General features: G+C 42.3%; 20 protein-coding genes. 18 read left to right on the forward strand and 2 right to left on the reverse strand.

All coding sequences use genetic code 11. The features are described from left to right. Positions 1-7 precede the first annotated feature (7 nt). From ACT3QN_RS07600 to msrA, 10 genes are all read left to right on the forward strand, one after another. Entirely contained in the window at positions 8-2,959 is a 2,952-nt protein-coding gene (locus ACT3QN_RS07600) for a M48 family metalloprotease (protein ID WP_444522751.1), read from the forward strand. Positions 2,960-3,073: 114 nt separating this feature from the next. Beyond that, positions 3,074-3,952 (forward strand): DNA polymerase III subunit psi, encoded by an 879-nt coding sequence (locus ACT3QN_RS07605; protein WP_444522752.1) that lies wholly within the window; start codon positions 3,074-3,076, stop codon positions 3,950-3,952. A 91-nt stretch (positions 3,953-4,043) separates the two neighbouring features. Continuing rightward, complete coding sequence (gene serC, locus ACT3QN_RS07610; protein ID WP_444522753.1) at positions 4,044-5,171, forward strand: 3-phosphoserine/phosphohydroxythreonine transaminase; 1,128 nt, start codon at positions 4,044-4,046, stop codon at positions 5,169-5,171. Positions 5,172-5,463: 292 nt separating this feature from the next. Beyond that, on the forward strand, positions 5,464-7,296 hold the full coding sequence (locus ACT3QN_RS07615; RefSeq protein WP_444522783.1) for an extracellular solute-binding protein: 1,833 nt from the start codon (positions 5,464-5,466) through the stop codon (positions 7,294-7,296). A gap of 152 nt (positions 7,297-7,448) precedes the next feature. Then, positions 7,449-8,228, forward strand: a complete 780-nt coding sequence (gene gloB / locus ACT3QN_RS07620) for a hydroxyacylglutathione hydrolase (RefSeq protein ID WP_444522754.1) — start codon at positions 7,449-7,451, stop codon at positions 8,226-8,228. Between the two features lie 81 nt (positions 8,229-8,309). Further along, on the forward strand, positions 8,310-9,380 hold the full coding sequence (gene yejB / locus ACT3QN_RS07625; protein ID WP_444522755.1) for a microcin C ABC transporter permease YejB: 1,071 nt from the start codon (positions 8,310-8,312) through the stop codon (positions 9,378-9,380). 62 nt (positions 9,381-9,442) lie between these two features. Continuing rightward, positions 9,443-10,492, forward strand: a complete 1,050-nt coding sequence (locus tag ACT3QN_RS07630; RefSeq protein WP_444522784.1) for an ABC transporter permease — start codon at positions 9,443-9,445, stop codon at positions 10,490-10,492. 1 nt (position 10,493) lies between these two features. After that, complete coding sequence (locus ACT3QN_RS07635) at positions 10,494-12,173, forward strand: ABC transporter ATP-binding protein (RefSeq protein WP_444522756.1); 1,680 nt, start codon at positions 10,494-10,496, stop codon at positions 12,171-12,173. A 281-nt stretch (positions 12,174-12,454) separates the two neighbouring features. Next, on the forward strand, positions 12,455-13,756 hold the full coding sequence (locus tag ACT3QN_RS07640) for an iron-containing alcohol dehydrogenase (RefSeq protein ID WP_444522757.1): 1,302 nt from the start codon (positions 12,455-12,457) through the stop codon (positions 13,754-13,756). 283 nt (positions 13,757-14,039) lie between these two features. Then, positions 14,040-15,254, forward strand: coding sequence for a peptide-methionine (S)-S-oxide reductase MsrA (gene msrA / locus ACT3QN_RS07645; RefSeq protein WP_444522758.1), 1,215 nt, complete (start codon positions 14,040-14,042; stop codon positions 15,252-15,254). A 95-nt stretch (positions 15,255-15,349) separates the two neighbouring features. Here msrA and folE read toward each other — a convergent pair whose 3' ends face one another. Continuing rightward, the gene (gene folE, locus ACT3QN_RS07650) at positions 15,350-15,946 is read right to left on the reverse strand and encodes a GTP cyclohydrolase I FolE (RefSeq protein ID WP_444522759.1); all 597 of its coding nucleotides are present in this window, start codon (positions 15,944-15,946) and stop codon (positions 15,350-15,352) included. A 542-nt stretch (positions 15,947-16,488) separates the two neighbouring features. Between folE and ACT3QN_RS07655 the strand changes: the two genes are divergently transcribed. Both ACT3QN_RS07655 and ACT3QN_RS07660 read left to right on the forward strand, forming a co-directional pair. After that, positions 16,489-17,298 (forward strand): enoyl-ACP reductase FabI, encoded by an 810-nt coding sequence (locus ACT3QN_RS07655; RefSeq protein WP_444520768.1) that lies wholly within the window; start codon positions 16,489-16,491, stop codon positions 17,296-17,298. 137 nt (positions 17,299-17,435) lie between these two features. Beyond that, a complete protein-coding gene (locus ACT3QN_RS07660) occupies positions 17,436-18,119 on the forward strand; it encodes a YoaK family protein (RefSeq protein WP_444520769.1) in 684 nt (227 codons plus the stop codon). A 98-nt stretch (positions 18,120-18,217) separates the two neighbouring features. Here ACT3QN_RS07660 and ACT3QN_RS07665 read toward each other — a convergent pair whose 3' ends face one another. After that, the gene (locus ACT3QN_RS07665; protein ID WP_444520770.1) at positions 18,218-18,370 is read right to left on the reverse strand and encodes a hypothetical protein; all 153 of its coding nucleotides are present in this window, start codon (positions 18,368-18,370) and stop codon (positions 18,218-18,220) included. 436 nt (positions 18,371-18,806) lie between these two features. On the opposite strand from ACT3QN_RS07665, the gene ACT3QN_RS07670 reads away from it, so the two are divergent. The 6 genes from ACT3QN_RS07670 to ACT3QN_RS07695 all read left to right on the forward strand — a co-directional run bounded on the left by ACT3QN_RS07670 (position 18,807) and on the right by ACT3QN_RS07695 (position 23,196). Further along, the gene (locus tag ACT3QN_RS07670) at positions 18,807-20,228 is read left to right on the forward strand and encodes an SLC13 family permease (protein ID WP_444522760.1); all 1,422 of its coding nucleotides are present in this window, start codon (positions 18,807-18,809) and stop codon (positions 20,226-20,228) included. 152 nt (positions 20,229-20,380) lie between these two features. Continuing rightward, positions 20,381-20,731: a hypothetical protein gene (locus tag ACT3QN_RS07675; RefSeq protein ID WP_444522761.1), complete on the forward strand. Its 351-nt coding sequence runs from the start codon at positions 20,381-20,383 to the stop codon at positions 20,729-20,731. Positions 20,732-20,743: 12 nt separating this feature from the next. Further along, complete coding sequence (locus ACT3QN_RS07680) at positions 20,744-21,418, forward strand: alpha/beta fold hydrolase (RefSeq protein ID WP_444522762.1); 675 nt, start codon at positions 20,744-20,746, stop codon at positions 21,416-21,418. Beyond that, on the forward strand, positions 21,411-22,205 hold the full coding sequence (locus ACT3QN_RS07685; RefSeq protein ID WP_444522763.1) for a metallophosphoesterase family protein: 795 nt from the start codon (positions 21,411-21,413) through the stop codon (positions 22,203-22,205). The genes ACT3QN_RS07680 and ACT3QN_RS07685 overlap by 8 nt, the downstream gene beginning before the upstream one ends. 84 nt (positions 22,206-22,289) lie before the next feature. After that, positions 22,290-22,877, forward strand: a complete 588-nt coding sequence (locus ACT3QN_RS07690; protein ID WP_444522764.1) for a DUF1543 domain-containing protein — start codon at positions 22,290-22,292, stop codon at positions 22,875-22,877. A 1-nt stretch (position 22,878) separates the two neighbouring features. Further along, a complete protein-coding gene (locus tag ACT3QN_RS07695) occupies positions 22,879-23,196 on the forward strand; it encodes a hypothetical protein (RefSeq protein WP_444522765.1) in 318 nt (105 codons plus the stop codon). The last annotated feature ends 164 nt before the right edge of the window (positions 23,197-23,360 follow it).

Genomic DNA, 23,360 nt, shown 5'->3' on the forward strand with positions numbered 1-23,360 from the left:
GATAATTTTGGCGAACTCTAGGCAGCCTAATCTGATGGATTTTTTTGGTGAACAGCGGATACGTACGCGTCGCAGTCTCTTACTCTATGGACTGTTTTTCCTGATTGTACTTGCTCATATGGCTGTAGGCCTGGCTGTTATGTCTATACTGCTAACTGTGTTTACAGGCGGTATATATCACTGGGTATTGGTTCTGGTCATTGTTTTGACGTTAGGTAGTTTCGTTGGTGGTAGTTTTTTAGAGTATCGACGTCTAAGGGCAGGTGGTCGTGCTATTGCTCAGCGAGTAGGAGCCGTTAGGCTGTTCATTGATAACAGCCAAGCGCCATGGGAGCACAGTCAAGGAGTCGCTCATCAACACGAAGCCGAAGAAAAGGTTCGCTATAGTTCACGTCATATAGCCGTGCGTGATGAACGCGATTTTCCGCCCGTTTATCGTCGCTATTATGAAATTGCCCAGCAGTTAGCGATTGCGGCAGGTTTGCGCGCACCGATTTTGTACGTGCTTCCTGATGAGCAGGGTATCAATGGTTTCGTCGCTGGTCGCCATAGCCAAGATATGGTGCTCGTCGTTACCCAAGGCGCGCTAGATAAATTGTCTGATGAAGCGTTATACGGACTTATTGGCCACGAATATGGTCATATACTGCACGGTGATGCTACGTTCAATCTACAGCTAATGGTGGTATTGGCAGGCTTACAGATACTATATGACTGGAGTGACCCAATATCTAATCATCGTTATTTTGATAATGATAATATCTCCCAAAAGCCTCTACCACAGAGACAGGTTGATACGCTGGCACGTAACACAGAGGCGCAAACTGCCAATTTCACCACGCATAGTGAATGGGTCGCCTACTGGCAGCAGAAATCACAACAACAGCAATCCTCAGCTAAGCGTCAGTCTAAGTGGATACAAACACCACCTATAATAGATCGTCAAGCCCCGCGTAGTGTCTGGACATTGCTGCTACATGGCTTGAGCTTCTCTAGTATGGCAAGCGCGCAGTTGATTAAGCACAGCTTTAATCGTGAGCGTGAGCTACTCGCTGATGCCACTAGTGTTCAATTGACACGTACACCTGCGATTATCGAAACCTTACAAGCTATTCATCAAGACTCGCTCGGCTCACGTTTGTCTGGCATTGCTGATATCAATGGACTCAGTCACTTTTTCTTCGCTAGTAGTGGGGCGGACCTAGGTGATGTGTCGTGGTTTGCCACTCATCCAAGCTTGACTGAGCGTATGAGCGCTATTAATGCGGATGCTTATCATAAGTTCGCGGTACAAATTGCCAAAGAAAAGCGAATAAATCAGCAAAAGGTCAAAGAAATATATAGGCAACGCCGCTTAGGTGACTGGGGAGCAACAAAAGAAAATAGCCTGAGTAAAAATCTATCAGAAAGAAACACGCAGCATTCGTCAGTCATTGAAGCACAGACAGCCGCAATGATTAATATAGGTGACAATAGCCAGAAAGGTGACAGGAAAACTCCTGTTGAGTCTACAAGCGACAATCGTAAAGATAGTGGTGAATCGGAAGCTGATGACGGTTTAGAATTTGCCATAGAAGCTGATGTAGTGGTTGATGGGCGGCTTCAAGTACAGGCCGAAGACGTTGGTACTCATCAGCTGTTAAAACCATGGCAGGCTAAACCTGACGCTGACTTACCAGAAAATACATTAATTGAAATTAGCGATATTCGTAAGGTGTCATTACCTCAGTATGTACTCAATCATAGTCATCATCCTTTAGGTGCGCTAGCATTAGTCGAAGCTGTTTTACTTTGTCATCAGCATCGACCCTTATCAACGATTGCCACTTATAATTTGAATGATATTTGGAATGATGGCTTGTTTTTTGAGACTGACACTATCAATCATGAGCAAATATTACCGCATGCGATAGATACTAAGCTGATGACAGTAGTAACCAATTTGGATAGGCGTTTGGATAGTGCTTTGATTGAGATCGCCTTAAACCAATTGCGTCAACAGGATGTATCTGAACTATTTATCGAAGATCTAAAGCTCAAAAGTAAAGACGATCATAGTCACGACAGTCATCAGCACTATAAAAAACAAGAAAAATGCCGTACGATGTTGTTGCGCTATCAGCAGGGCATATTTGAGTTATTTAACCAACATCTGACATCTGACTTAACCAAAAGCTTGACCCATGATTCGTCAGATCAAAACATACCTAGCGATGACGCTCATTCAGTCGCAATTGCTCTGAATAATTCGTCAGCGTTAGCACATCAAAAATCACCAATATTGTCACTATGGCAAGCGCTACATTTGCAGCAGTTGCCACCGATATTGTCTGAAGCTTTACAAGATACAGAGGCGCAGGGTCTATGGCCGCAGATACTGAAGACCGGTATAGAGGATATAAGAGCGCAATTAGATCCTTCAGGTCAGGTATTTACAGGTCTTAATACAGCAGATGTGTCGGTTATCGTTTTATTGGCTTATCGACTATCAAAAGATGTAAAAGGCCAGATGATCTCAATACATGATCGATCTTTATTGAGTGAAGGTAATGACAGTGTGGCACATTATGTTGTAGATTTGAGACGTCATGCGCGCTTGATTGATATTGATCTCATGACAGTAAGTGACCTCAATTTACAGTGGCTATTATTGACCGCACAGCAATTGAACAGTATTCAGTTATTGGCGATTATTTCTGCGGTTCCTGTCTCTGCTAATCACTCTATCAAGCGTTTGGTAGATGCTCAGAATGCTGATAATTATCGAGAGAAGCAACAGGATGGTGGCCAAATAGATTATAATGAAAGTGAGATCAACCAGCCGACTCATAATGAGTATCGACAATGGCTAAGTACATTGCATACAGTAATGTTACACGATACGATAATCAGCCAAGATGAATACGATTGTTTGCTGGCAATATCAGAGCGTTGGCTTGGTATTCGGCAGCTGTTTTAATTGGTATGTATCTAGTATTTGATTAATAGTGTGATGCATACTCAGTGAGAACTGCCAAAACCATAAAAGTATCTATAAATGACATAAACAAAATGAGTAGGATAGTAGAGTCGCATGAGTGATACCCAAGATCCGCTAACTGTATTACAGCGCCGTGTGCAGCAACGCCAGATCCTAGCGATGATGGGTATCGATCAGTGGGTACAGCCTGAGTCAGAAACCATCAATATGGCTGACATTGCGACAGCTTCGGTTGAGCTATCAAATACTAATTCTGCTGACATTGAGTCTAACAACAATGAAATATCACGCGCTGAAGCCGTAGATACAGTTGATCAACCGACTGGTGGTCATGATATCAATGATTATAATGCTAACGGCTACGTTGTAGATGAGCATGATACTGATTCGCTAGCTACCATTGAACAGATGGCTAGTGAACAAAGCCCTGTTACTTATAGCTTTGATACTGTTGATTCGAGTACGGTCAGTTCGAATACTATTAGTTCAAGTACTGTGTCCAACCAAACTGATGTTACCTCAACGAATGCACCTATTGAGCAACCTCAATTTGCGCAGAGTAATTTTCCGCAAAGTAATAGTGATGACCGTGTAAATGACGAGAGCTTAAAAAAAGTAGTGCCATTTGACCTGCAGGGTGGCCGCTATGGTGACTGGGTAATATTGGTTGATATCAAAGCACTGAATAGTGACAGTCAAAAATTATGGAAAAACATCACTGAAGCGCTATCAATCACTTGCGAGATGACATCATTTCCAATTTGTGATGGTATGGATACTGCTGAGCTTGCTAATGCCAGTCTTGCAGGATATATCTTTCGACTTGGCCGAAGCGAAGAGATACAAGTTGCTGCACTGACCGCGCTACCTGACGGCCTCCAACATCCCAATCTGACCACTGTGCCGACATTAGAAGAAATGCTCGCAGACAGTGATACTAAACGTCAGCTGTGGGAGCAGATATCTCATTGAGTTGCATGAAAACTAATATCGATACCAATGCCTTTAACAACAAACTGAAATAAAAACATCATTTTATTTCATCATACCTAGGACTGTGATTATGCCTACAACCCCAACGTCTACAGCAACTGCCACACTGCATCGCCTGCCAAATTTTTGCGCTGGCCCTGCTACCATGCCAACAGCCGTATTAGAGCGCGCGCAGAGCGAATTGCTTGATTGGCAAGGTCGCGGCCTATCGGTCATGGAAGTCAGCCACCGTAGCAAAGAGTATATGGCCATTACTGACAAAGCGGAAGCTAAGCTACGCACGCTTATGGAAATACCAGATAACTATAAAGTGCTGTTTTTGCAAGGCGGTGCTAGCTTACAGTTTTCGGCGATTCCATTGAATCTGCTAAATGGTGGACGTGGTGACTATTTGACGACAGGCGCATGGTCAGGCAAAGCGATCAAAGAAGCCAAGCGCTATGAAGCATTGGGTTTGGGCGAGATTAACCTAGTTGCGACAGGTAAAGAGAGTAACTTTACTGACGTACCAGCGCAAAGCGATTGGAATATCAGTGAAGACGCCGCTTATTTTCACTACTGTGCCAATGAAACAATTCATGGCCTACAGATATTTGAGCCACCACAAGTAGAGGCACCAATCATCGCTGATATGTCATCTTGTATCTTGTCACAGCCGATAGATGTGTCTAAATTTGGCATGATCTATGCGGGTGCACAGAAAAACATCGGTCCTGCAGGACTGGTCATTGTCATTATTCGTGATGATCTGATGAGGCTGGCCAGTGAATGGTGTCCTATGCTGCTGAACTATAAGCACCAAGCTGACAAAGAGTCTATGTCTAACACGCCAGCGACGTACTCTTGGTACTTAGCAGGGCTGGTGTTTGATTGGCTGGAAGAGCAGGGCGGTGTGGCTGCTATCGGTAAAATCAATCAGCAAAAAGCCGACTTACTTTATAAAACGATTGATGAGAGCAGTTTTTATAATAACCCAGTAGATCCTAAGCATCGTTCTATCATGAACGTACCGTTTACTTTAGCAGACAGTAGCCTCGATAAAGTATTCTTAGAAGAATCAGAAGAAGCTGGATTATTAAATCTAAAGGGTCATCGTGATGTGGGCGGTATGCGAGCCAGTATCTATAATGCCGTACCACTTGAGTGGGTACAGCAGCTGGTTGACTTTATGGTTGCCTTTGAGAAAAAGTACGCGTAAGCAAGAGGGTAACTGCTAGCGTATAAAGTCTTCATACATAGAATATACATCAAGAAGGGCGCAACTAATCATGGTTGCGCCTTTTTTATACTTATAAACTGACAGTTTGGTCAAACTAGTACGTAGCGATAATAATGTAATGTGATAATCAGTCATCGAGATCCGTGGCAAACCATTAGGTTAAAAAACCTAAGTTTGTTATGATAAAATTTTGCTGTCACGCTGTTTTGCTATCAGGCTCTACGTTTTGATATTTATATTGGTTAGCATAGAGGTTTGTTATAACGTTATGATAATAAAAAATACCCTATTAAAAACCATGTTGCTAACCATTACTGTCAGCTGGATACCGAGCAGTATCGCTGCACCTATCACGACGAAAGCGCTTGGTCACAATAGTCCTACTGAATACATCGATGCACCTTACTTACCTTATGCTAATCCAAAAGCGCCATCAGGGGGTACGCTTTCTCTAGATGCTCGCGGTACATTTAATAGCGCTAACAAATGGATGACTACAGGCGTCGCGATGATTGGCACAGACTATCTGTATGATACTTTGATGACTGGTTCATTGAATGAAGCTTTTACCATGTATCCGCAGCTGGCAAGCAAAGTGACATATGATCCGGACGATACGAGCTGGATTATCTATCACCTCAATCCTGATGCCCGTTTTTGGGATGGGTCTGCTGTGACCAGTCGCGATGTAAAAGCGACTTTTGAGGCAATATTGAATAAAGGCCCCATGTATATTCGCAGTTATCTGAGCGATATCAAAGACATTCAAATTATTAATGATCAACAAGTAAAGTTTGTCTTTGCATCTGCTGAAAACAAAGAAATTTTACTAACCGTTGGGCAGTTTCCTGTTTTTGCCAAATCTTCCATTGATACCGATTTTGAAAAAATCAGTCTGACGCCATTGATGGGTAGTGGACCTTATAAATTAGGACGTGTTGAGGCCGGGCGTTCGGTAAGTTATATACGTGATCCCAATTACTGGGGTCGTGATTTGATGGTCAATCGCGGTCGCTACAATTTTGATATGATTAAGTTTGTTTATTATCAAAGTGATGAAATTGCCTTTGAAGGTTTTAAATCTGGACAATATCGTTTTCGTCCCGAAAATAAAGCGTCGAACTGGGTAACTGGGTATAATTTCCCCGCAGTAAAGGCGGGTCTTATTCAAAAAGAGACGATAACTAGCCAAAATCCAGTACCGATGCAAGCGTTGGTGATGAACATGCGTCGCCCAATCTTTCAAGATATTAAAGTTCGCCAAGCTCTGACAGCCGTTTATGATTTTGAATGGATGAATAAAACTCTATTTCATGGGCAGTATGAGCGCTTGCAAAGCTTTTTTCATGGCTCAGAGCTTGCCGCGACAGGTACACCATCTGACGCAGAAATGCAGGTATTGACGCCATTATTGTCTGAGCTTGAACCGATTCAGCGCAAAGCAACGTTAGCAGAATGGCAGCTGCCTACTAGTGATGGTAATGGCTTTAATCGTCAAGGGTTGTTAAAAGCACGCAAGCTATTGTTAGAGGCTGGGTTTTATTATGAGGATATGAAACTATACCAGCCTAATGGATCGCTTGCTCAGATTGAGATTTTGATGACAGGTGAGACCATGAGCCGTGTGTTGTTACCTTATATTCGTAATTTAAAACGTTTAGGGTTTGATGCTACTTTGCGCCAAGTTGATGGGCCGCAATATTATGAGCGTATGCGCCGTTTTGATTATGATATGGTCGTGGACGTCTTTGCCCAAAGTCTATCTCCTGGTGCTGAGCAAGCGGCATTCTGGGGTAGCGTTGCTGCTGACGAGCCAGGCAACCACAATAGTGCTGGTATCAAAAATGCAGCTGTCGATCAGGTGGTTGCTGCTCTTGGTAATGCTAAAAATCGTGATGAGATTGTATTGTATACGCAGGTGCTAGATCGGTTATTACGCGCAGGGCATTATGTTGTACCGCTATACGGCAAGTCTGGTACCAATGTCGCCTATTGGGATCAGTATCGTCATACCAAAAAGCTACCGACCAATGCAGTGGGTATCGATTACTGGTGGGTCGATAAAGAGGCAGAAGGGCGCATCAATAAATATTTAAAACAATAGGCAGTGTTTACTATAAGGTCTGACCCTGTAACAACGGATAGCTAAGCATATATATTGTTTTTATCAAATATATGCTGTGGTTCTCGAATAAAAACTAGATTAGATAGTTCAAAATAACGATTAACAAAAATAACTACTGGTAAGGATTTAACATGAGTATTCGCATTCATCCAATCAAAGCATTTAATGATAACTATATCTGGACATTGATTAATGAAAATAATAAGCAGGCGATTGTCATTGACCCAGGTCAAGCACAGCCAGTCATTGATTATCTAGAAACGCACGAGTTAGAACTAACATCGATTTGGACCACTCATCACCATCACGATCATATCGGCGGCGTAGCAGCGTTGCAGGAGTCATATCCGATGACTCATTTGGTTGCGCATAGTGAGCATGGCGTCGATGAAGATCAAACCATTAAAGATGGTAGCACAGTGAGCGCATGGGGCTGCTCTGCGCAAGTGTGGGATGTATCAGGGCACACCGCTAGCCATATGGCCTATATCTTGGATATTGATGGACAAAAGCACTGCTTCTGCGGTGATACTCTGTTTAGTGCAGGTTGCGGGCGTGTCTTTACTGGTACGATCGAGCAACTGTATGAGAGCTTTAAGCGATTGAACGGGTTGTCTCATGAGACGCTACTATATCCTGCACATGAGTATACGGCCAACAACCTGCGTTTTGGTCTGTCCATTGAACCTGACAATGAAGCGATGCAGCAAGCTTTAGCACGAGCAGAGGCGCAAACTGAGCAAGGTTTGCCAACGCTACCAGTGACACTAGAGCATGAGCGCGCGATAAATGTGTTTTTGCGTCCGCATGAGCCGAGTGTAATCGCGGGGGTTAAATCAAAAATGCCTATCGATGATGAGAAATCATTGACGGTATTTGCAGCGTTACGTGAGCTGAAAAACAACTTTTAAAAAATATTTTGTAGACAGCTTCAACATAAAATATCCGCTGCTGGACGTCATTGCCCTCTCTTTATTTAGGAAGTCGCCATTATGGGTCGTTATATCTTAAAAAGACTACTACTGATATTGCCGACACTATTTTTGATATTGCTTGCCAACTTTGTAATCGTACAAGCGGCTCCAGGAGGACCTGTTGAGCAGCAGCTAGCGCTTATCGAGCAGGGCGCAAAAGACAACGCGCTTGGCAGTAATATCGGCGCGGGCAGTGCAGGTGGTAACGACAGTACTTATCAAGGAACGCGTGGTCTCTCTGAGGAGATGGTCGCCGCGATTAATGCCCAATACGGCTTTGACAAATCCGCTCCAGAGCGATTCTGGCTCATGCTAAATAACTATGCTCAGCTAGATTTTGGTGAGTCGTTTTTTAAAGGGCAGTCGGTGACTGATCTTATCGTAGAGAAGCTGCCAGTATCGATATCGCTCGGACTGTGGAGCACGCTGCTTATCTATATGATAGCCATTCCGCTAGGCGTCTATAAAGCGATGCATCATGGCTCAGGTATCGATAAAGCTACTGCCATGCTGCTGGCGATTGGACATGCGATACCTGTGTTTGTCTTTGCAGTGATTTTATTGGTGTTCTTTGCAGGTGGCAGCTATTGGAATATCTTTCCACTGCAAGGGCTGACGTCCGAAAATTTCGATCAGCTAAGCGCGCTTGGTAAAGTAAAAGATTATTTTTGGCATTTAGCGTTACCGCTGCTGGCAAGTACGGTAGGTGGTTTTGCAGGTTTGACTTATTTAACCAAATTCAGCTTTTTAGAGGAGCTGGGCAAGCAATATGTACTGACCGCTCGTGCTAAAGGATTGGGTGAGCGTCAAGTGCTATATGGCCATGTATTTCGCAATGCGATGCTAATTATTATCGCAGGTATTCCAGCCGCTATCGTTGGTATTTTCTTTGCGGGTAACTTTTTGATTGAGATTATATTTAAACTTGATGGTTTGGGATTGCTAGGTTTTGAAGCCATTCAACAACGCGATTATCCAGTGATATTTGGCACACTATTTATCTTTACTTTGGTCGGGCTACTATTGCAGTTAATTAGTGATTTAAGTTATCACTTAATCGACCCTCGTATTGATTTTGAGGGCCGCTAATGTCAAATAATCAACCTTCATCAAAGAACAGTACTGTTAATAGCGAAGTAAATAAATCGCTAATGCTTGAGCAGCTACCTACCACAAAAAAGCAACGCTTGAACCCTATATGGCAAGCGCGTCTAGATCGCTTTCGCCAAAATCGTCTTGGGGTGATATCGTTGTTTGTTTTTGCGGTGATATTTGTCATCTGTATGGCGGCTAATGTCATTGCCAATGACAAACCATTACTAGTGCAGTATCAAGGTGATTATTACTTTCCAGTATTAAAATCCTATCCTGAAACGACGTTTGGCGGTGTGTTTGAAACCGAAACCAATTATAAAGACCCTGCAGTGCAGTCGCTGATTGATGGGCAAGGGTTTTATATAATGCCGCCTATTCCGTTTGCCGATCAAACGCCCAACGTCGAACTTGGCTTGCCTTATCCAGCAGCACCCAACTCTCAGAACTGGCTTGGTACTGATGATATGGGACGCGACGTGCTGGCACGAATACTTTATGGTATGCGAGTGTCGTTACTGTTTGGTCTGGCCTTAACGCTTGCGGGCGCACTGATTGGGATTATCGTCGGTGCGGTACAGGGCTATTATGGCGGCTGGGTAGATCTGGCAGGGCAGCGATTTATGGAAGTATGGGGCGGCATGCCTCAGCTGTTTATGATCATTATTTTAGTTAGTCTGTTTAGTCCCAGCGTTATTATGCTGTTTGCCATGATGTTACTATTTGGCTGGATGGGGCTGGTCGGTTTGGTACGGGCAGAGTTTTTGCGAGCCCGCAATTTTGACTATGTGCGCGCTGCACGCAATTTAGGCGTTTCGGACAGCCAGATTATGCTCAGACATATCTTACCCAATGCACTAGCTTCTAGTTTGTCGCAACTGCCGTTTATCTTAACGGCCAATATTATCGCTTTGACCGCGCTGGACTTTTTGGGCTATGGATTACCACCTGGCTCGCCGTCTCTTGGTGAGCTAATGGTACAAGGGAAAAACAACCTTGATGCACCTTGGCTTGCTTTGTCAGGGTTCTTTAGCTTGACCTTTATTTTATCATTGCTCATCTTCGTCGGCGAAGCATTGCGTGATGCATTTGATCCGAGGCGTTCTTAATATGACTGAAAATATTATCGCCACCGAGCAGAACAACGCGCAAGATAAACGTCTCAATCATGCAGAAAACAAGCTTATGCTAACCGTAGATAAGCTTACTATCACGACGACTACAGGTGTCCAGCTAGTTGATAGGCTGTCTTATGAGCTAAGACAAGGCAAAACCTTAGCTATTGTTGGTGAGTCAGGGTCTGGGAAGTCGATTGCCAGTCTTGCGCTGTTAGGTCTATTACCAGACAGCTTGACCATTAATGGTGAAGCTCAATTAGCAAGTACGGCAGGTATGTCTACGTTGCCCATCGTCAATGATAAAGCGCGTAATACTGCGCTACGGTTTATTCGTGGACAGCGAATTGGTATGGTGTTTCAAGAGCCGATGACCGCATTAAATCCGTTACATACGGTCGCTAAACAAATTTCTGAATCGTTGCGTCTAAGCGGTGTACCAAAGAAACAATGGCGAGACACCAGCATCGCTTTGCTAGATGATGTCAATATTGCCGATCCTGCTGACAAGTTGAACCGTTACCCGCATGAGCTATCGGGTGGTCAGCGTCAGCGAGTAATGATTGCCATGGCATTGGCTCAGCAGCCTGATATTCTAATTGCTGATGAACCGACGACTGCGCTCGATGTCACTTTGCAGCATGAGGTGTTGGCGCTATTAGATGATCTTAAACGCCAGCATAATATGGCGATGGTACTAATCAGTCATGATCTCAATCTGGTCAGGCGCTATAGTGATGAGGTCATCGTTATGCGCCAAGGTCAAACGATTGAACAAGGTCAAACGTCTGCGGTATTTGATCAGCCTAAAGCTGACTATACTTGTACGCTTATTCAGCAAGACTTTGGGCAAGCGTTGGTTATAGAAGACGATAACGCAGATAAACAATCAAGCGTACTAGAAGTGAGTAATCTTAACGTACAGTTCCCAACTGAAAAAGGTCTGTTTGGTGGTACCAAGTGCTGGTTCGATGCGGTCAAGGATGTCGATATGACGCTACAAAAAGGTCAGGCATTGGGTATCGTTGGTGAGTCTGGCTCCGGTAAAACTACCATTGCGCTGGCGCTTAGCCAACTATTGAGCAACCAAGCACGTGTGAATGGACAGATAATAGTCAATGCTCAAGACATCTCAGCATTGTCCAAAAAAGCATTGCGTAACTTCCGATCGCAGATACAGATGGTATTTCAAGATCCATTTGCTAGTATTAATCCGCGTATGACGGTCATGCAAATCGTTGAAGAGGGATTGCTGGTACAAGGCGTGGATAAAGTCACTCGTCAGCAAGCGGTGCTAGATAGTCTTGTTACGGTACATTTGCCTTTAGCATTTGCGCAGCGTTATCCACATGAGCTGTCGGGTGGTCAACGTCAACGCGTGGCACTGGCGCGCGCGCTCATTATGAAACCAAGCTTGCTCATATTGGATGAACCTACCTCTGCGCTCGACAGTACCACACAGGTAGCAGTTGTCAGTTTACTGCGAGAAATCCAAGAAAGACAGCAAGTCAGCTATGTTTTTATCAGCCATGATCTCAAAGTAGTACGTGCTCTATGTCAGCATATTATGGTATTAAAAGAAGGCATTTGCGTAGAGTCTGGACGTACCAAGGATCTTTTTAATCACCCACAACACGCTTATACTCAGCAACTTTTAAAGGCAAGTACTGACTAGTTTAAACGACTTACTGTAGCCGCTTATAACCACTTAGATTGATCAATCAAATTAAGCGATTAAACTAAGTAACTGGTATAAAACCAACACATCGCAGTTCATAGTAATAGCGACATACTGAAAAAAGCAGTGGTACAATAATTTTAGAAAGTCGCCTGTTTTACAATGCTGTGATACGAATCTTTATACACTTTGGCGCTCGTAAATTAGTAATATTTAACTGACTCAGCAAAACGGTCTTTATTACAGTTAAAACCATAATTAAAAAGGATTTTGTGCTCATGAAAACACAAAACAGTATTACTAAATTGGTAAAGAACAACAGTTTGCAGCATGCTGGTTATTTGGCCGTTGCTAAGACTCGGGCAAAGATATTAAAAGCAGTGTCTTACGTGATACCTATCAGAAGACCAATGCTGTTTGTCGGTGAGACTGCCTGTGATGAGCTATGCGATATGCTTATCAATGAAGGTAATACCAATGTGTTTATTGTCACGGATACGGTGCTCAATAATCTGGGCATACCAGGAAAAGTTACCGATTATCTAGAGGCAAAAAATATCAGTTATCACGTCTATGATGGTATCACGCCAGACCCTACTTTTAAGGTGGTTGAAGAAGGGCTACGTCAATCAGTAAAAGCCAATTGTGACTCTATCGTAGCCATTGGCGGTGGCTCAGTGATCGATGCCGCCAAAATGATAGCGATGTCTCAAGGTAATAAGTGCAAACCAAAGCAGCTAATTGGTATTCTCAAAGCAAGAAAGCCTGCGACGCCTTTATACTGCGTACCAACGACGGCTGGTACAGGATCAGAGGCGACACTCGGTGCAGTCGTGTCTGATGACAAAACGCATCAAAAAGCATTGTCTATCGACCCAAGAATGGTACCGCTAGCCGCAGCGATTGACCCAGTTATCATGAAAGGTATGCCAGCGCATATCACGGCAGATACAGGCATCGATGTATTGACTCATGCATTAGAAGCATGGATGAGTGCCAACGCAAATGTAGAGACAGATTACTATGCAGCCTCTGCTGTAAAATCTGTGATGCATTATCTACCACTAGCCTATAAAGACGGTGGCAATCTAAAAGCAAGAGAAGAGATGGGTATCGCCGCTCATTACGGCGGGATTGCCTTTAACAAAGCAGGTCTGGGCTATGTGCATGCTATCGCCCATCAGTTAGGTGCTTACTACAGTATTCCTCATGGTCGTGCCAATGCTATCGTGTTGCCTTATGTACTTGACGTCAATCGCAAAGCGAGCAGAAAAAGACTGGCTGCATTGGCTAAAAGAACTGGTATGGTACAGGGTGGTCAAGTAGCCAACGGCGACAGTGAGATAGCAGATCACCTTATTACGCAAGTTAGAGACTTGATTGCAGATTTAAATATTGATCCAGCAGTTAAGGGTATGCAAACCAGCGACTTTGATGATATTGCAAAGGCAGCTGCAAAAGAAGTTAGTGACACTTATGCAGTACCAACTTATCTATCAGCTGCTGAAATCAAAGAAATTCTAATGAAGATTAAGCTGGCTAGTGACGAACGTGCTGATAATAATAAAGCAGCGTTATAATCCTATGTTTGCATTGATAGTTTTACGATAAATAAAAGCCCGTCACTCTTTTGAGAACGGGCTTTTTTAATGCATCTGAGATAATAAAGCTTTAGTCTTATTTCTATAGTTAACTCATATTAAAATATACAATCGTTATCAATTAATCGTTTAATTTATCTTGTGATTACACTTAGTTGATAAAAAATATCTTAATAAACTGTAAATATATAACAATATAGGAATGTTACAGTGACACAAAATCGTTAAGATGTTTAGATGATATTACGCTTAGGAGATTTTTATGAACCGCATATTACCGTCTAAAATTATAGGGTTAGTTATCATAGCGAGCAGCGCGATTTACGCAGGCTGCGCATCAACTGAAAGTAGTTCTACTGTAAAAAATACAACTGCCGCTAATCCCTATGCACCGACTACACCAGGATTGGCAGTAGCCACGGTAGCGGGTGGGTGTTTTTGGTGTGTTGAAGCAGGTTACGAGAAAATCCCTGGTGTGGTAGAAGTAGTGTCTGGCTATACGGGCGGCACCGCCGAAAATCCAACCTACAAGCAGGTGTCAGCAGGTGGAACCGGTCATACAGAAGCGGCGCAGGTATATTATGATCCTAAGAAAATTACTTACAATGGTATAGTACAGGCTCTATGGAGAATCGCAGATCCTACTGATGATAAAGGTCAGTTTGTTGACCGCGGCACACAGTATCGTCCTGCTATTTTTTATGATAACGCGCAAGAAAAGAAAATTGCAGAAGCTGCTAAGCAATCATTGCAAGACTCTGGGGTATACGAAAAACCAGTAGTGATTGAGATTGTTCCTACTAGTAATTTTTATCCCGCTGAAGAGTACCATCAGGATTATTATAAAAAGAATCCGATACGCTACAAAGCTTATACTTTCAACTCGGGTCGTTATCAGTTTATCGAAAGTGTCTATGGTAAAAACTATGAGCTAGATTTTAGCAAGTTTACGCCTACAGCAGATAGCGCGCAGCAAGTGACGATGAACGACACGTCGGATAGCAAAGTAAGCAAAGGTTTTAACTCAGATACGTTCGTAAAACCTTCACAAGATACGCTAAAAAAATTGCTCAATGACATTCAGTATAAGGTCACTCAAAAAGAAGGAACCGAGCGCGCCTTTGACAATGAATACTGGGATAATAAAGAGCCTGGATTGTATGTAGATGTCGTATCTGGTGAGCCACTGTACTCTTCTCGTGATAAATACAAGTCCGGTACGGGCTGGCCGAGCTTTACTCGTCCATTGGATACTAGCTTAGTGGTGGAAAAGCCAGATCCAGGTATATTTGGGACCCGTACGGAAATCCGTAGTCGTTACGCGGACTCGCACGTAGGTCATGTGTTTGATGATGGTCCAGCACCAACAGGTAAGCGCTATTGCATGAATTCAGCAGCACTACGCTTTATTCCGCTTGCAGATATGGAGGCTGAAGGTTATGGCGACTGGATTGGTGATGTGAAACCAGTTAGCTAGTACTGTTTTTCTACCGCTTACCCAAATAAAAAGGACGCATCAGCGTCCTTTTTATTTGGGTATTGTTCAAAGCAGAATAAACAATTAACAGCAATTTAAAACGCTGGTTGACGCTTAGGAACAGCACCCAAAAACTCATTACGTGCTTGATTATTGTGTTGGTATTCGCCAAGCATAGCGGTGCTACGTGTGGTTGAATGCTGCTTGCTAACACCGCGCATCATCATACACATGTGTGATGCATCCATGACAACTGCCACACCGCGGCAGCCAGTCACATCCATAATGGTCTGTGCAATCTGCTCACTTAGGTTTTCTTGTATTTGCAAACGACGAGCATACATGTCGACGATACGGGCGAACTTTGACAGTCCCAGTACTTGTCCATCAGGTAAGTAGCCGATATGAGCGATACCATGGAACGGTAGCATATGATGCTCACACAATGAATAAAACTCAATGTTCTGTACCAGTACCAGCTCACGATTGGCTGATGGGAAGACAGCATTATTGACTACTTCTTCTATGCTTTGATGATAGCCTTGGGTTAGATGTGCAAAGGCCTTTGCGGCACGTACAGGCGTATCTAACAAACCCGGGCGATCTAAGTCTTCGCCAGTTGAAGCAATCAGTTGGCGATACGATTCGGTACTTTCTTTATAATCTGGGGTTATGATGGGGGTGTTACTCATAAGTTTGGCAGCCATCCAAAATGTGGGTGTAGCTTAACGTTGAATCCTATCATGTGAGGATTCTTATAAAAATTGTGCAAGCTGGGAAGGGTTGTGATTATACTCGAAATCTGCTGAACTTCATACTGCTGTGGGTAGCAGTTAAGGCTTTAATCAATAAAGGGAAGTCTAGTAACTAATCGAAACGGTTGCAGTGTTAATATTTGAAATACTGTTTTCATCATGAAGTCAGTAAAATGTTATAGTCTGTGCGTTTTGTGTCGAAGCGTTAATGCTAAAATATATTCTAATAACTCGCAAAAAGCGCTCATTATCGACACTACTTGAAGCGATAAGCTGCTATTAGGCATTTTCATTCTATTGGTTAATGGTATTTACGAATCCAATAACAAGAACCAAATACAGTTTACGACTGTTTACTTAAATTAATTCGTGTATAATAACTCATCTTTTCATTTGTACTATTTAGTAGTCTCAACCTTCTAATTACTCTAAATAAATTCTTATTCTAAATCATCTCGATTGATTCAAAAGGAAATCTTATGCTACTGCAAGGACAAAGATTTGTCGTAACTGGCATCGCAAGTAAACTCTCTATCGCTTGGGCTATCGCAGAAGCGCTGCACCGCGAAGGGGCATCACTAATTCTGACTTACCCGAACGATAAAATTAAAAAACGCGTCGACATGGCCGCTGAAAAATTTGAAGCAGATTTGGTTTTAGAGTGTGACGTCGCCTCTGATGAGTCGATTGCTGCTTGTTTTGAGCAAGTGACTGCTCATTGGGGTGACGGTATTGATGGTGTGGTTCATGCCATTGGATTTGCACCGATGGATCAGCTTGATGGAGATTTTGTTAGCGCAACGACTCGTGAAGGAAGTCACATTGCACATGATATCTCTAGTTATAGCTTTGTTGCATTGGCTAAAGCAGCTCGTGAGTTGCTAGCGATGCGTCACGGCTCTATGTTGACATTGACTTATGAAGGTAGTATTTCAGTATTGCCAAACTACAATGTCATGGGTATGGCAAAAGCCAGTCTAGAAGCCAGTGTTCGTTATTTAGCAACGTCTATGGGCGGCGAAGGTATTCGTGTTAATGCGATATCTGCAGGCCCTATCCGCACGCTAGCAGCTAGTGGCATCAAGTCTTTCCGCAAAATGCTTGATATTAGCGAAAAGATTGCGCCACTACAACGCAATATCACACAGACAGAAGTAGGCAATGCAGCATTGTTCCTATTATCTCCTTGGGCATCTGGTATCACAGGTGAGATTATGTTTGTTGACGCAGGTTTCAATACGGTTGCTATCAGCGAGCAATTAATGACGCTTGATGAACCAGCGAAGTAATAATTTTCATCAATGATGTGTTTGATAATAGAAAAGACAGCCAATAGGCTGTCTTTTCTGGTTATACTATGAGTCTTTTTAGCAATGGGCTTTTTTAGCAGTGTGCCTCTTTAGCTATGTACTTTTGAGCGAGAGATATGATAACCAAATTACCAAAGTGGATACTATGGGGCGGGGCAATTCTGGCATTTAGTGCTGGTTGTGTGAATACAACGGCATTGATGGGGTTCGCTAATTTATCCGTGTCACACGTCACTGGTAATGTGAGCCTGTTTGCAGCGGCTATCGCTCATGCAGACGCACGTAGTATTTTATATATTGGTACTTTGTTGCTGTCCTTCTTGGCAGGCGCTATACTGAGCGGTTTTGTCATTGGGCAGACGTCATTGAAACTCGGCCGTCGTTATGGGCGAGCGCTATACTTAGAAGCAGCATTATTGCTGGTTAGTTATTGGTTATACCAGCAGCATGATTATTTAGGACAATTGGCGGCAGCGATGGCCTGCGGATTACAAAACGCGATGGTAGCAACTTATAGTGGGGCGGTCATTCGTACCACTCACTTGACAGGGTTGACATCGGATATGGGGGCGGCAATCGGCAATTGGCTTGCCGGCCGCTCTATCAGTAAGCCAACTTTAGGGTTTCAAGCGGTTATCTGGTATTGCTTCTGCGGTGGTAGTACAGTAGGTGCTTTCTTATTTGCGACAATCAGTTATGATGCCTTATTTGTTCCCATTGCTATTGTTTCGACAGCAGCATTCGTATATAACTATGCTTCAGATCATCTGCCTGAAGTTAGAGAGCCAAAAAAAGGATAGGCGCTTATCATAATCATAAACGCCTATCTTATTTAATATAAACCTTCTGTAGGTTCATTAGGGTATAAAGTACCAAGCTACTAAAACATTCTTTTATTTTAGTCTTTATGATCTTCGTGCTCATGCATTCCTTGCATCATATCAAGCATAGAGTCGTCAGTACGTTGCTGGTCTTCTTTGGCTAAGCCATCTTGGTTGATGTCTTTTGGTGCCATTTTAGTCGTTGAGTCCGTTTTATTTGAGTCTGTCATAAAGTACTCCAGTGTTTTTATTTGATCTTTAATAAAGATATCTTGGTTAAAGCTTTATTTATTAACGCTTTTATTTTACTTGTCTAGTATGAAGTGTGATTATAATCTTGTACATATACAGAGTACACTTGTTTAGTGACTGTGTGTAACTGATGATGTAATTAACAATGTAACTCATGACTAGGTATGCCGATGGCTAGCATAAGTTGTAGAAAGGCAAGTTCTAATATGCACGTCTCAAGCGCTGCTTGTAGATAGTTAAATGTAGGGCATTACTAAGAATAAGTATTGATAGTCAGTCATACATTTTTCATCGGTGCTTTCAATTTTATTTTTTCTTCAATGGTAATGTGTTTATCAAAATACACACCAACCAGTAATTTATGTTTTTATCTTGAGGTTTCTTATACCGTCTTTTATTCAATAAGGACATTCTATGTCAGAGCAAAAGCTAGATAGCCATCTTCCTAATGATGGCAATGAATATTTATTTACTGATACCTTCCCAAAAGGTACAGGCAAAGGGTTAATTGTTGTCGCAATTGCAGCGATTATTGCGATGATTATCTATAATATTTTACCATTTGATATCAATGCCAATAAAGGTCTTGCTTTGCTGTTTTTTATCGGTGTACTGTGGTTAACAGAAGCAGTGCACGTGACTATTACGGCGCTACTGGTAGTGGTGGTAGGAGCCTTGATAGGTATACCAGATTTTGATGCCAAAATAGGCTTGCAAAGTTTCGCTAGTCCGACTATTTATTTATTCTTTGGTGGTTTTGCGCTAGCTGCTGCTTTGCATGTACAACAGTTGGACAAAAAAATTGCATTAAAGATTCTATCAATGTCAGGTGGTAAGCTTAGTACGGCCGTATTTTTGATATTTGGTGTGACAGCATTTCTATCAATGTGGATATCAAACACAGCCACGGCGGCGATGATGCTGCCATTAGCCCTTGGTATTTTGACGCAAGTTGATCGTGAAAAAGATCGAGGTACATTTGTGTTTGTATTATTGGGTATTGCTTATTCAGCGAGTCTAGGTGGTTTGGGTACGATCGTTGGTTCACCGCCTAACGCTATTGCAGCCAAAGCACTTAATATTGCTTTCGTCGATTGGATGAAGTTTGGTATACCAATGATGTTGGTGCTATTGCCATTATTATTGGGTGCGATGTATTTATTCCTTAAGCCCAATCTAAATCGTAAAATCACATTGGTTGAAGAGACTCCTATAGCTTGGAATAAGCCACGTATAGTGACCATTACTGTCTTTATTATTACTGCATTGAGCTGGATATTCTCTAAGAAAATCGGTGCAGCATTAGATATTTCTGATACGGATGCTATTATTGCTTTATCTGCGGCAGCAGCAGTAGTGAGCTTAGGATTGGTATCGTGGAAGCAAGTTTCTGACAATACTGATTGGGGCGTACTCATGCTGTTCGGTGGCGGTATTGCACTATCGACAGTTTTGAAAGTCTCAGGTGCGTCTTTAGTACTTGGTGAAACGGTCGCTAACGCATTGTCTGCGGCACCACTGATGGTGGTGATGATTGCGATATCTGCATTTATTATCTTCTTAACCGAGTTCGCTTCTAACACAGCATCTGCTGCATTGTTGGTGCCAGTGTTTGCTGCTATCGCTGAGCAGATGGGCTTGCCTCATGAAGTACTCGTACTAGTCATCGGTATCGGTGCATCATGTGCCTTTATGTTGCCAGTTGCGACGCCACCAAATGCTATTGTGTTTGGTACTGGTTTGATTAAACAGACAGAAATGATTCGCACGGGTATTATATTAAATATTATTGCTACTATCGTTATTGGACTATGGGCATATTTCTTCTTGATATAATCAAGTAGTCACTATAACCATATACGCTTATCGATACTGAAGCCCCAATGTTCAAGACAAATTGAACATTGGGGTTTTTTGTTGCTTATCGTATTAGATAACGGTATAGAATTTTTGTCATGCGCGTCATCTTATTACATGGATTTGATCACATGGCACTGTATTTACTAAAAGCAATGGTTCTTATAGTACTAGGCGCAATTGCTGTACTTATTGTATTTATAGCAAAATATTGGGCGCCTGATCGTACTGTCACTGAGCTAAAACGATGGCAACTGTCCAGCAGTGGATTTATAGACATACAAGGTATGCAGGCACACGTGGCGCAGTCAGGTAAGTGTGATACAAACCTTAATAAGGTATCAATGGGCAAAGCGTTTAACGCTGAACCTAAAGTAATATCGTCTAGAATAAAACCACCTGAAACAATCGTTTTGTCGCATGGAACCTCGGTAAGCTTGCATACATGGAAAGGTTGGACAAAGGCGCTGTCTGAGCAGTAGTGTGTCGTAAGTATGGATCTACCAGGGTTTAGTCCGACCGGTTCTTATATGGACGAACGCACACACTATAGTAGTGAAAATTATGCTACGTTTGTCATTAAAGTGCTCAACCATTTGAAATTAGATCGTGTCACACTTGCAGGTAACTCATTAGAGGGTAAGGTAGCATGGCGTACGGCAGCTTTGTATCCTGAGCGTATCAGTCGTTTAATATTGGTAGATGCAGTTGGCTATTCAGCAACGCCAAAACATGTTCCTATTGGTTTTAAGATTGCTAAATATCCAGCGATGTCACCAATTCTAAATCGTATTCTGCCCAGAAGTGTCGTTGAAAAAAGTATTTCAAGCGTATATGCAGACGATAGCAAAGTAAACGACGCTTTGGTTGATAGGTATTATGAGTTGACCTTGCGCCAAGGCAATCGGCAAGCATTAAGTCGTCGCCTAAATGAGACTGATGATAGTGACCAAGCGCAAATAAAGCAGTTGGATATACCGACTTTAATCCTATGGGGTGCAAAAGATGACCTCGTTCCTGTAGAAGATGCTATGTTGTTTCATAAAGATATACGTAACAGTCAACTTGAGGTATTTGATAACTTAGGTCATGTACCGCATGAAGAAGATCCGTTAGCAACTGTTGAAGTTGTAAAGCAGTTTTTGAGTAGTGAGTTAGAAAATGAATAACTTAGACAATAAACAGATAACAACCATCGCCGCGATTTCAGATATTCATAGTAATGTCTACGCTCTTGAAGCTGTGCTTGCCGATATCAGATATCGAGGTGTTGATCAGATTATCAATCTTGGTGATATTTTGTATGGGCCAATAGCACCTAACGCTACCTATGAGCTATTGATGGCACATCAAGATGACATTATCACCATTAGAGGCAATCAGGATAGACAGATTTATGAAGCTACTACGGCAGAAATTACTAATAATCCAACCATGGATTTTATTGTCAAAGACCTTTCTGAAAAAGCGATTGAATGGATGCGATCTTTGCCATTTGATTGTCATGTAAATGAAGATGTATACCTTTGCCATGGTTCGCCGACTGATGACATGACATATTTGCTAGAGGATATCGAAACGGGTCAGCCAATAGTGCGTAATGATGAGACTATATTGGCATTGCTTGGTGGTATTGATAGTGCGGTTATCTTATGTGGTCATACACATATTCCGCGAACAGTAAGGCTATCATCAGGACAAACTATTGTGAATAGTGGTAGCGTTGGCTATCCAGCTTATGAAGATGATTTGCCTATTATACATAAGATGCAAACTTATTCGCCTCATGCAAGTTATGCGCTTATCAAGTGTATAGAGACCCAACAAGGTAAACAGTGGCAAACTGAGCATATCAAGGTCGCTTATAATCATGAAGCAGCAGCAAATCTTGCTCTAAAAAATGGACGTGAAGATTGGGCGTTTGCATTGAAGACAGGTAGAGTCGCTCCAGTATGACTGTATTTGAGCACATGCTATCTGGCAGTGATAGCATTACCTTGAGATTGACTATGAATTTTTATTTAATAGAGATGACGTAACATGCTAACACTATATATGGTTCAACTGGGTGGTCGTCCTAAGGGTCGTTTGATTGAGCAACACGATATTTTCTTTGGCGTCGCCAATCAAGTAAGTGAGCTGGTAGAAGATATCAATCAGCATTGGCCAGAGGTCAAAAATAAATGGCACATTGATTCGTATCGAGCGATTACTAACGTTGATGGTTATACGATCAAACTGGTCAAATCAGGTGCACAAGTAAACAAAAATCCTAACTTGAAATTATTTTTCATAAACTTGGGTGGCTATCAACAGGGCAGTTTTGAAGAATTTCATTACAAGCTTCTGATCGTGGCCACAAGTCAGGCAGAGGCTATTAAGCAGGCAAAGCAAAGCGACTTTTATAAACAGTTTACCTTTAAAGATGATGATTCACCTTTCGATGCCGCGTCACATATTGATGATAAGTTCGAAGTGGATATAGATGATATCTATAACGTGAACGATCTACTCTTAAATGTTCAGCTATTGATTGAGCCTATCGTGATTACTGACGGTGTTGATCTCAAAGAGGACAAAGAATATGTTGGTTACTTGAGTATTAAAAATTTAAGGAAGTTATCCTAATATGTCACTGAATATGTATTACAAAAATGGAATGTTCTTAAAAACGCACTGCCAAATCTCTGATGAAATGTTACCTATCCTTTATCAGATTCACGGTAATGTTAGTTTCCCACAATTAACGTGGTTGATTGACAATATTTACGAAAACCCACAGATCCAACCGGATATCGCTCGGGCCTTAGCTAATGAGATGGTAGAATTTGAAAAACTAATACTCTCGTTACACCTTCCTTTTCCTAGGTTGGCACTGCAGAAAATGCACACCTTTTTTGTGGGGTCTGCGACTAGTCAACAGATTATCCATACTAGTAGTGATTAGCTTTCTTATTTAGACCATTTATATGCCTTTAAGTGTTTGAAATTTAATGTTCATAGCCTAACCCCTGCTTCATTTAATACTACTTATTAGGGTAGGGGTGTTATGGTTCTCTCGATCGTAGCAAAACGTCAGCTCTGCAACCGAACATCACAACTACCTTGAAT

This window comes from Psychrobacter sp. AOP7-C1-14 (genome assembly GCF_052376135.1).
GTDB lineage: Bacteria > Pseudomonadota > Gammaproteobacteria > Pseudomonadales > Moraxellaceae > Psychrobacter.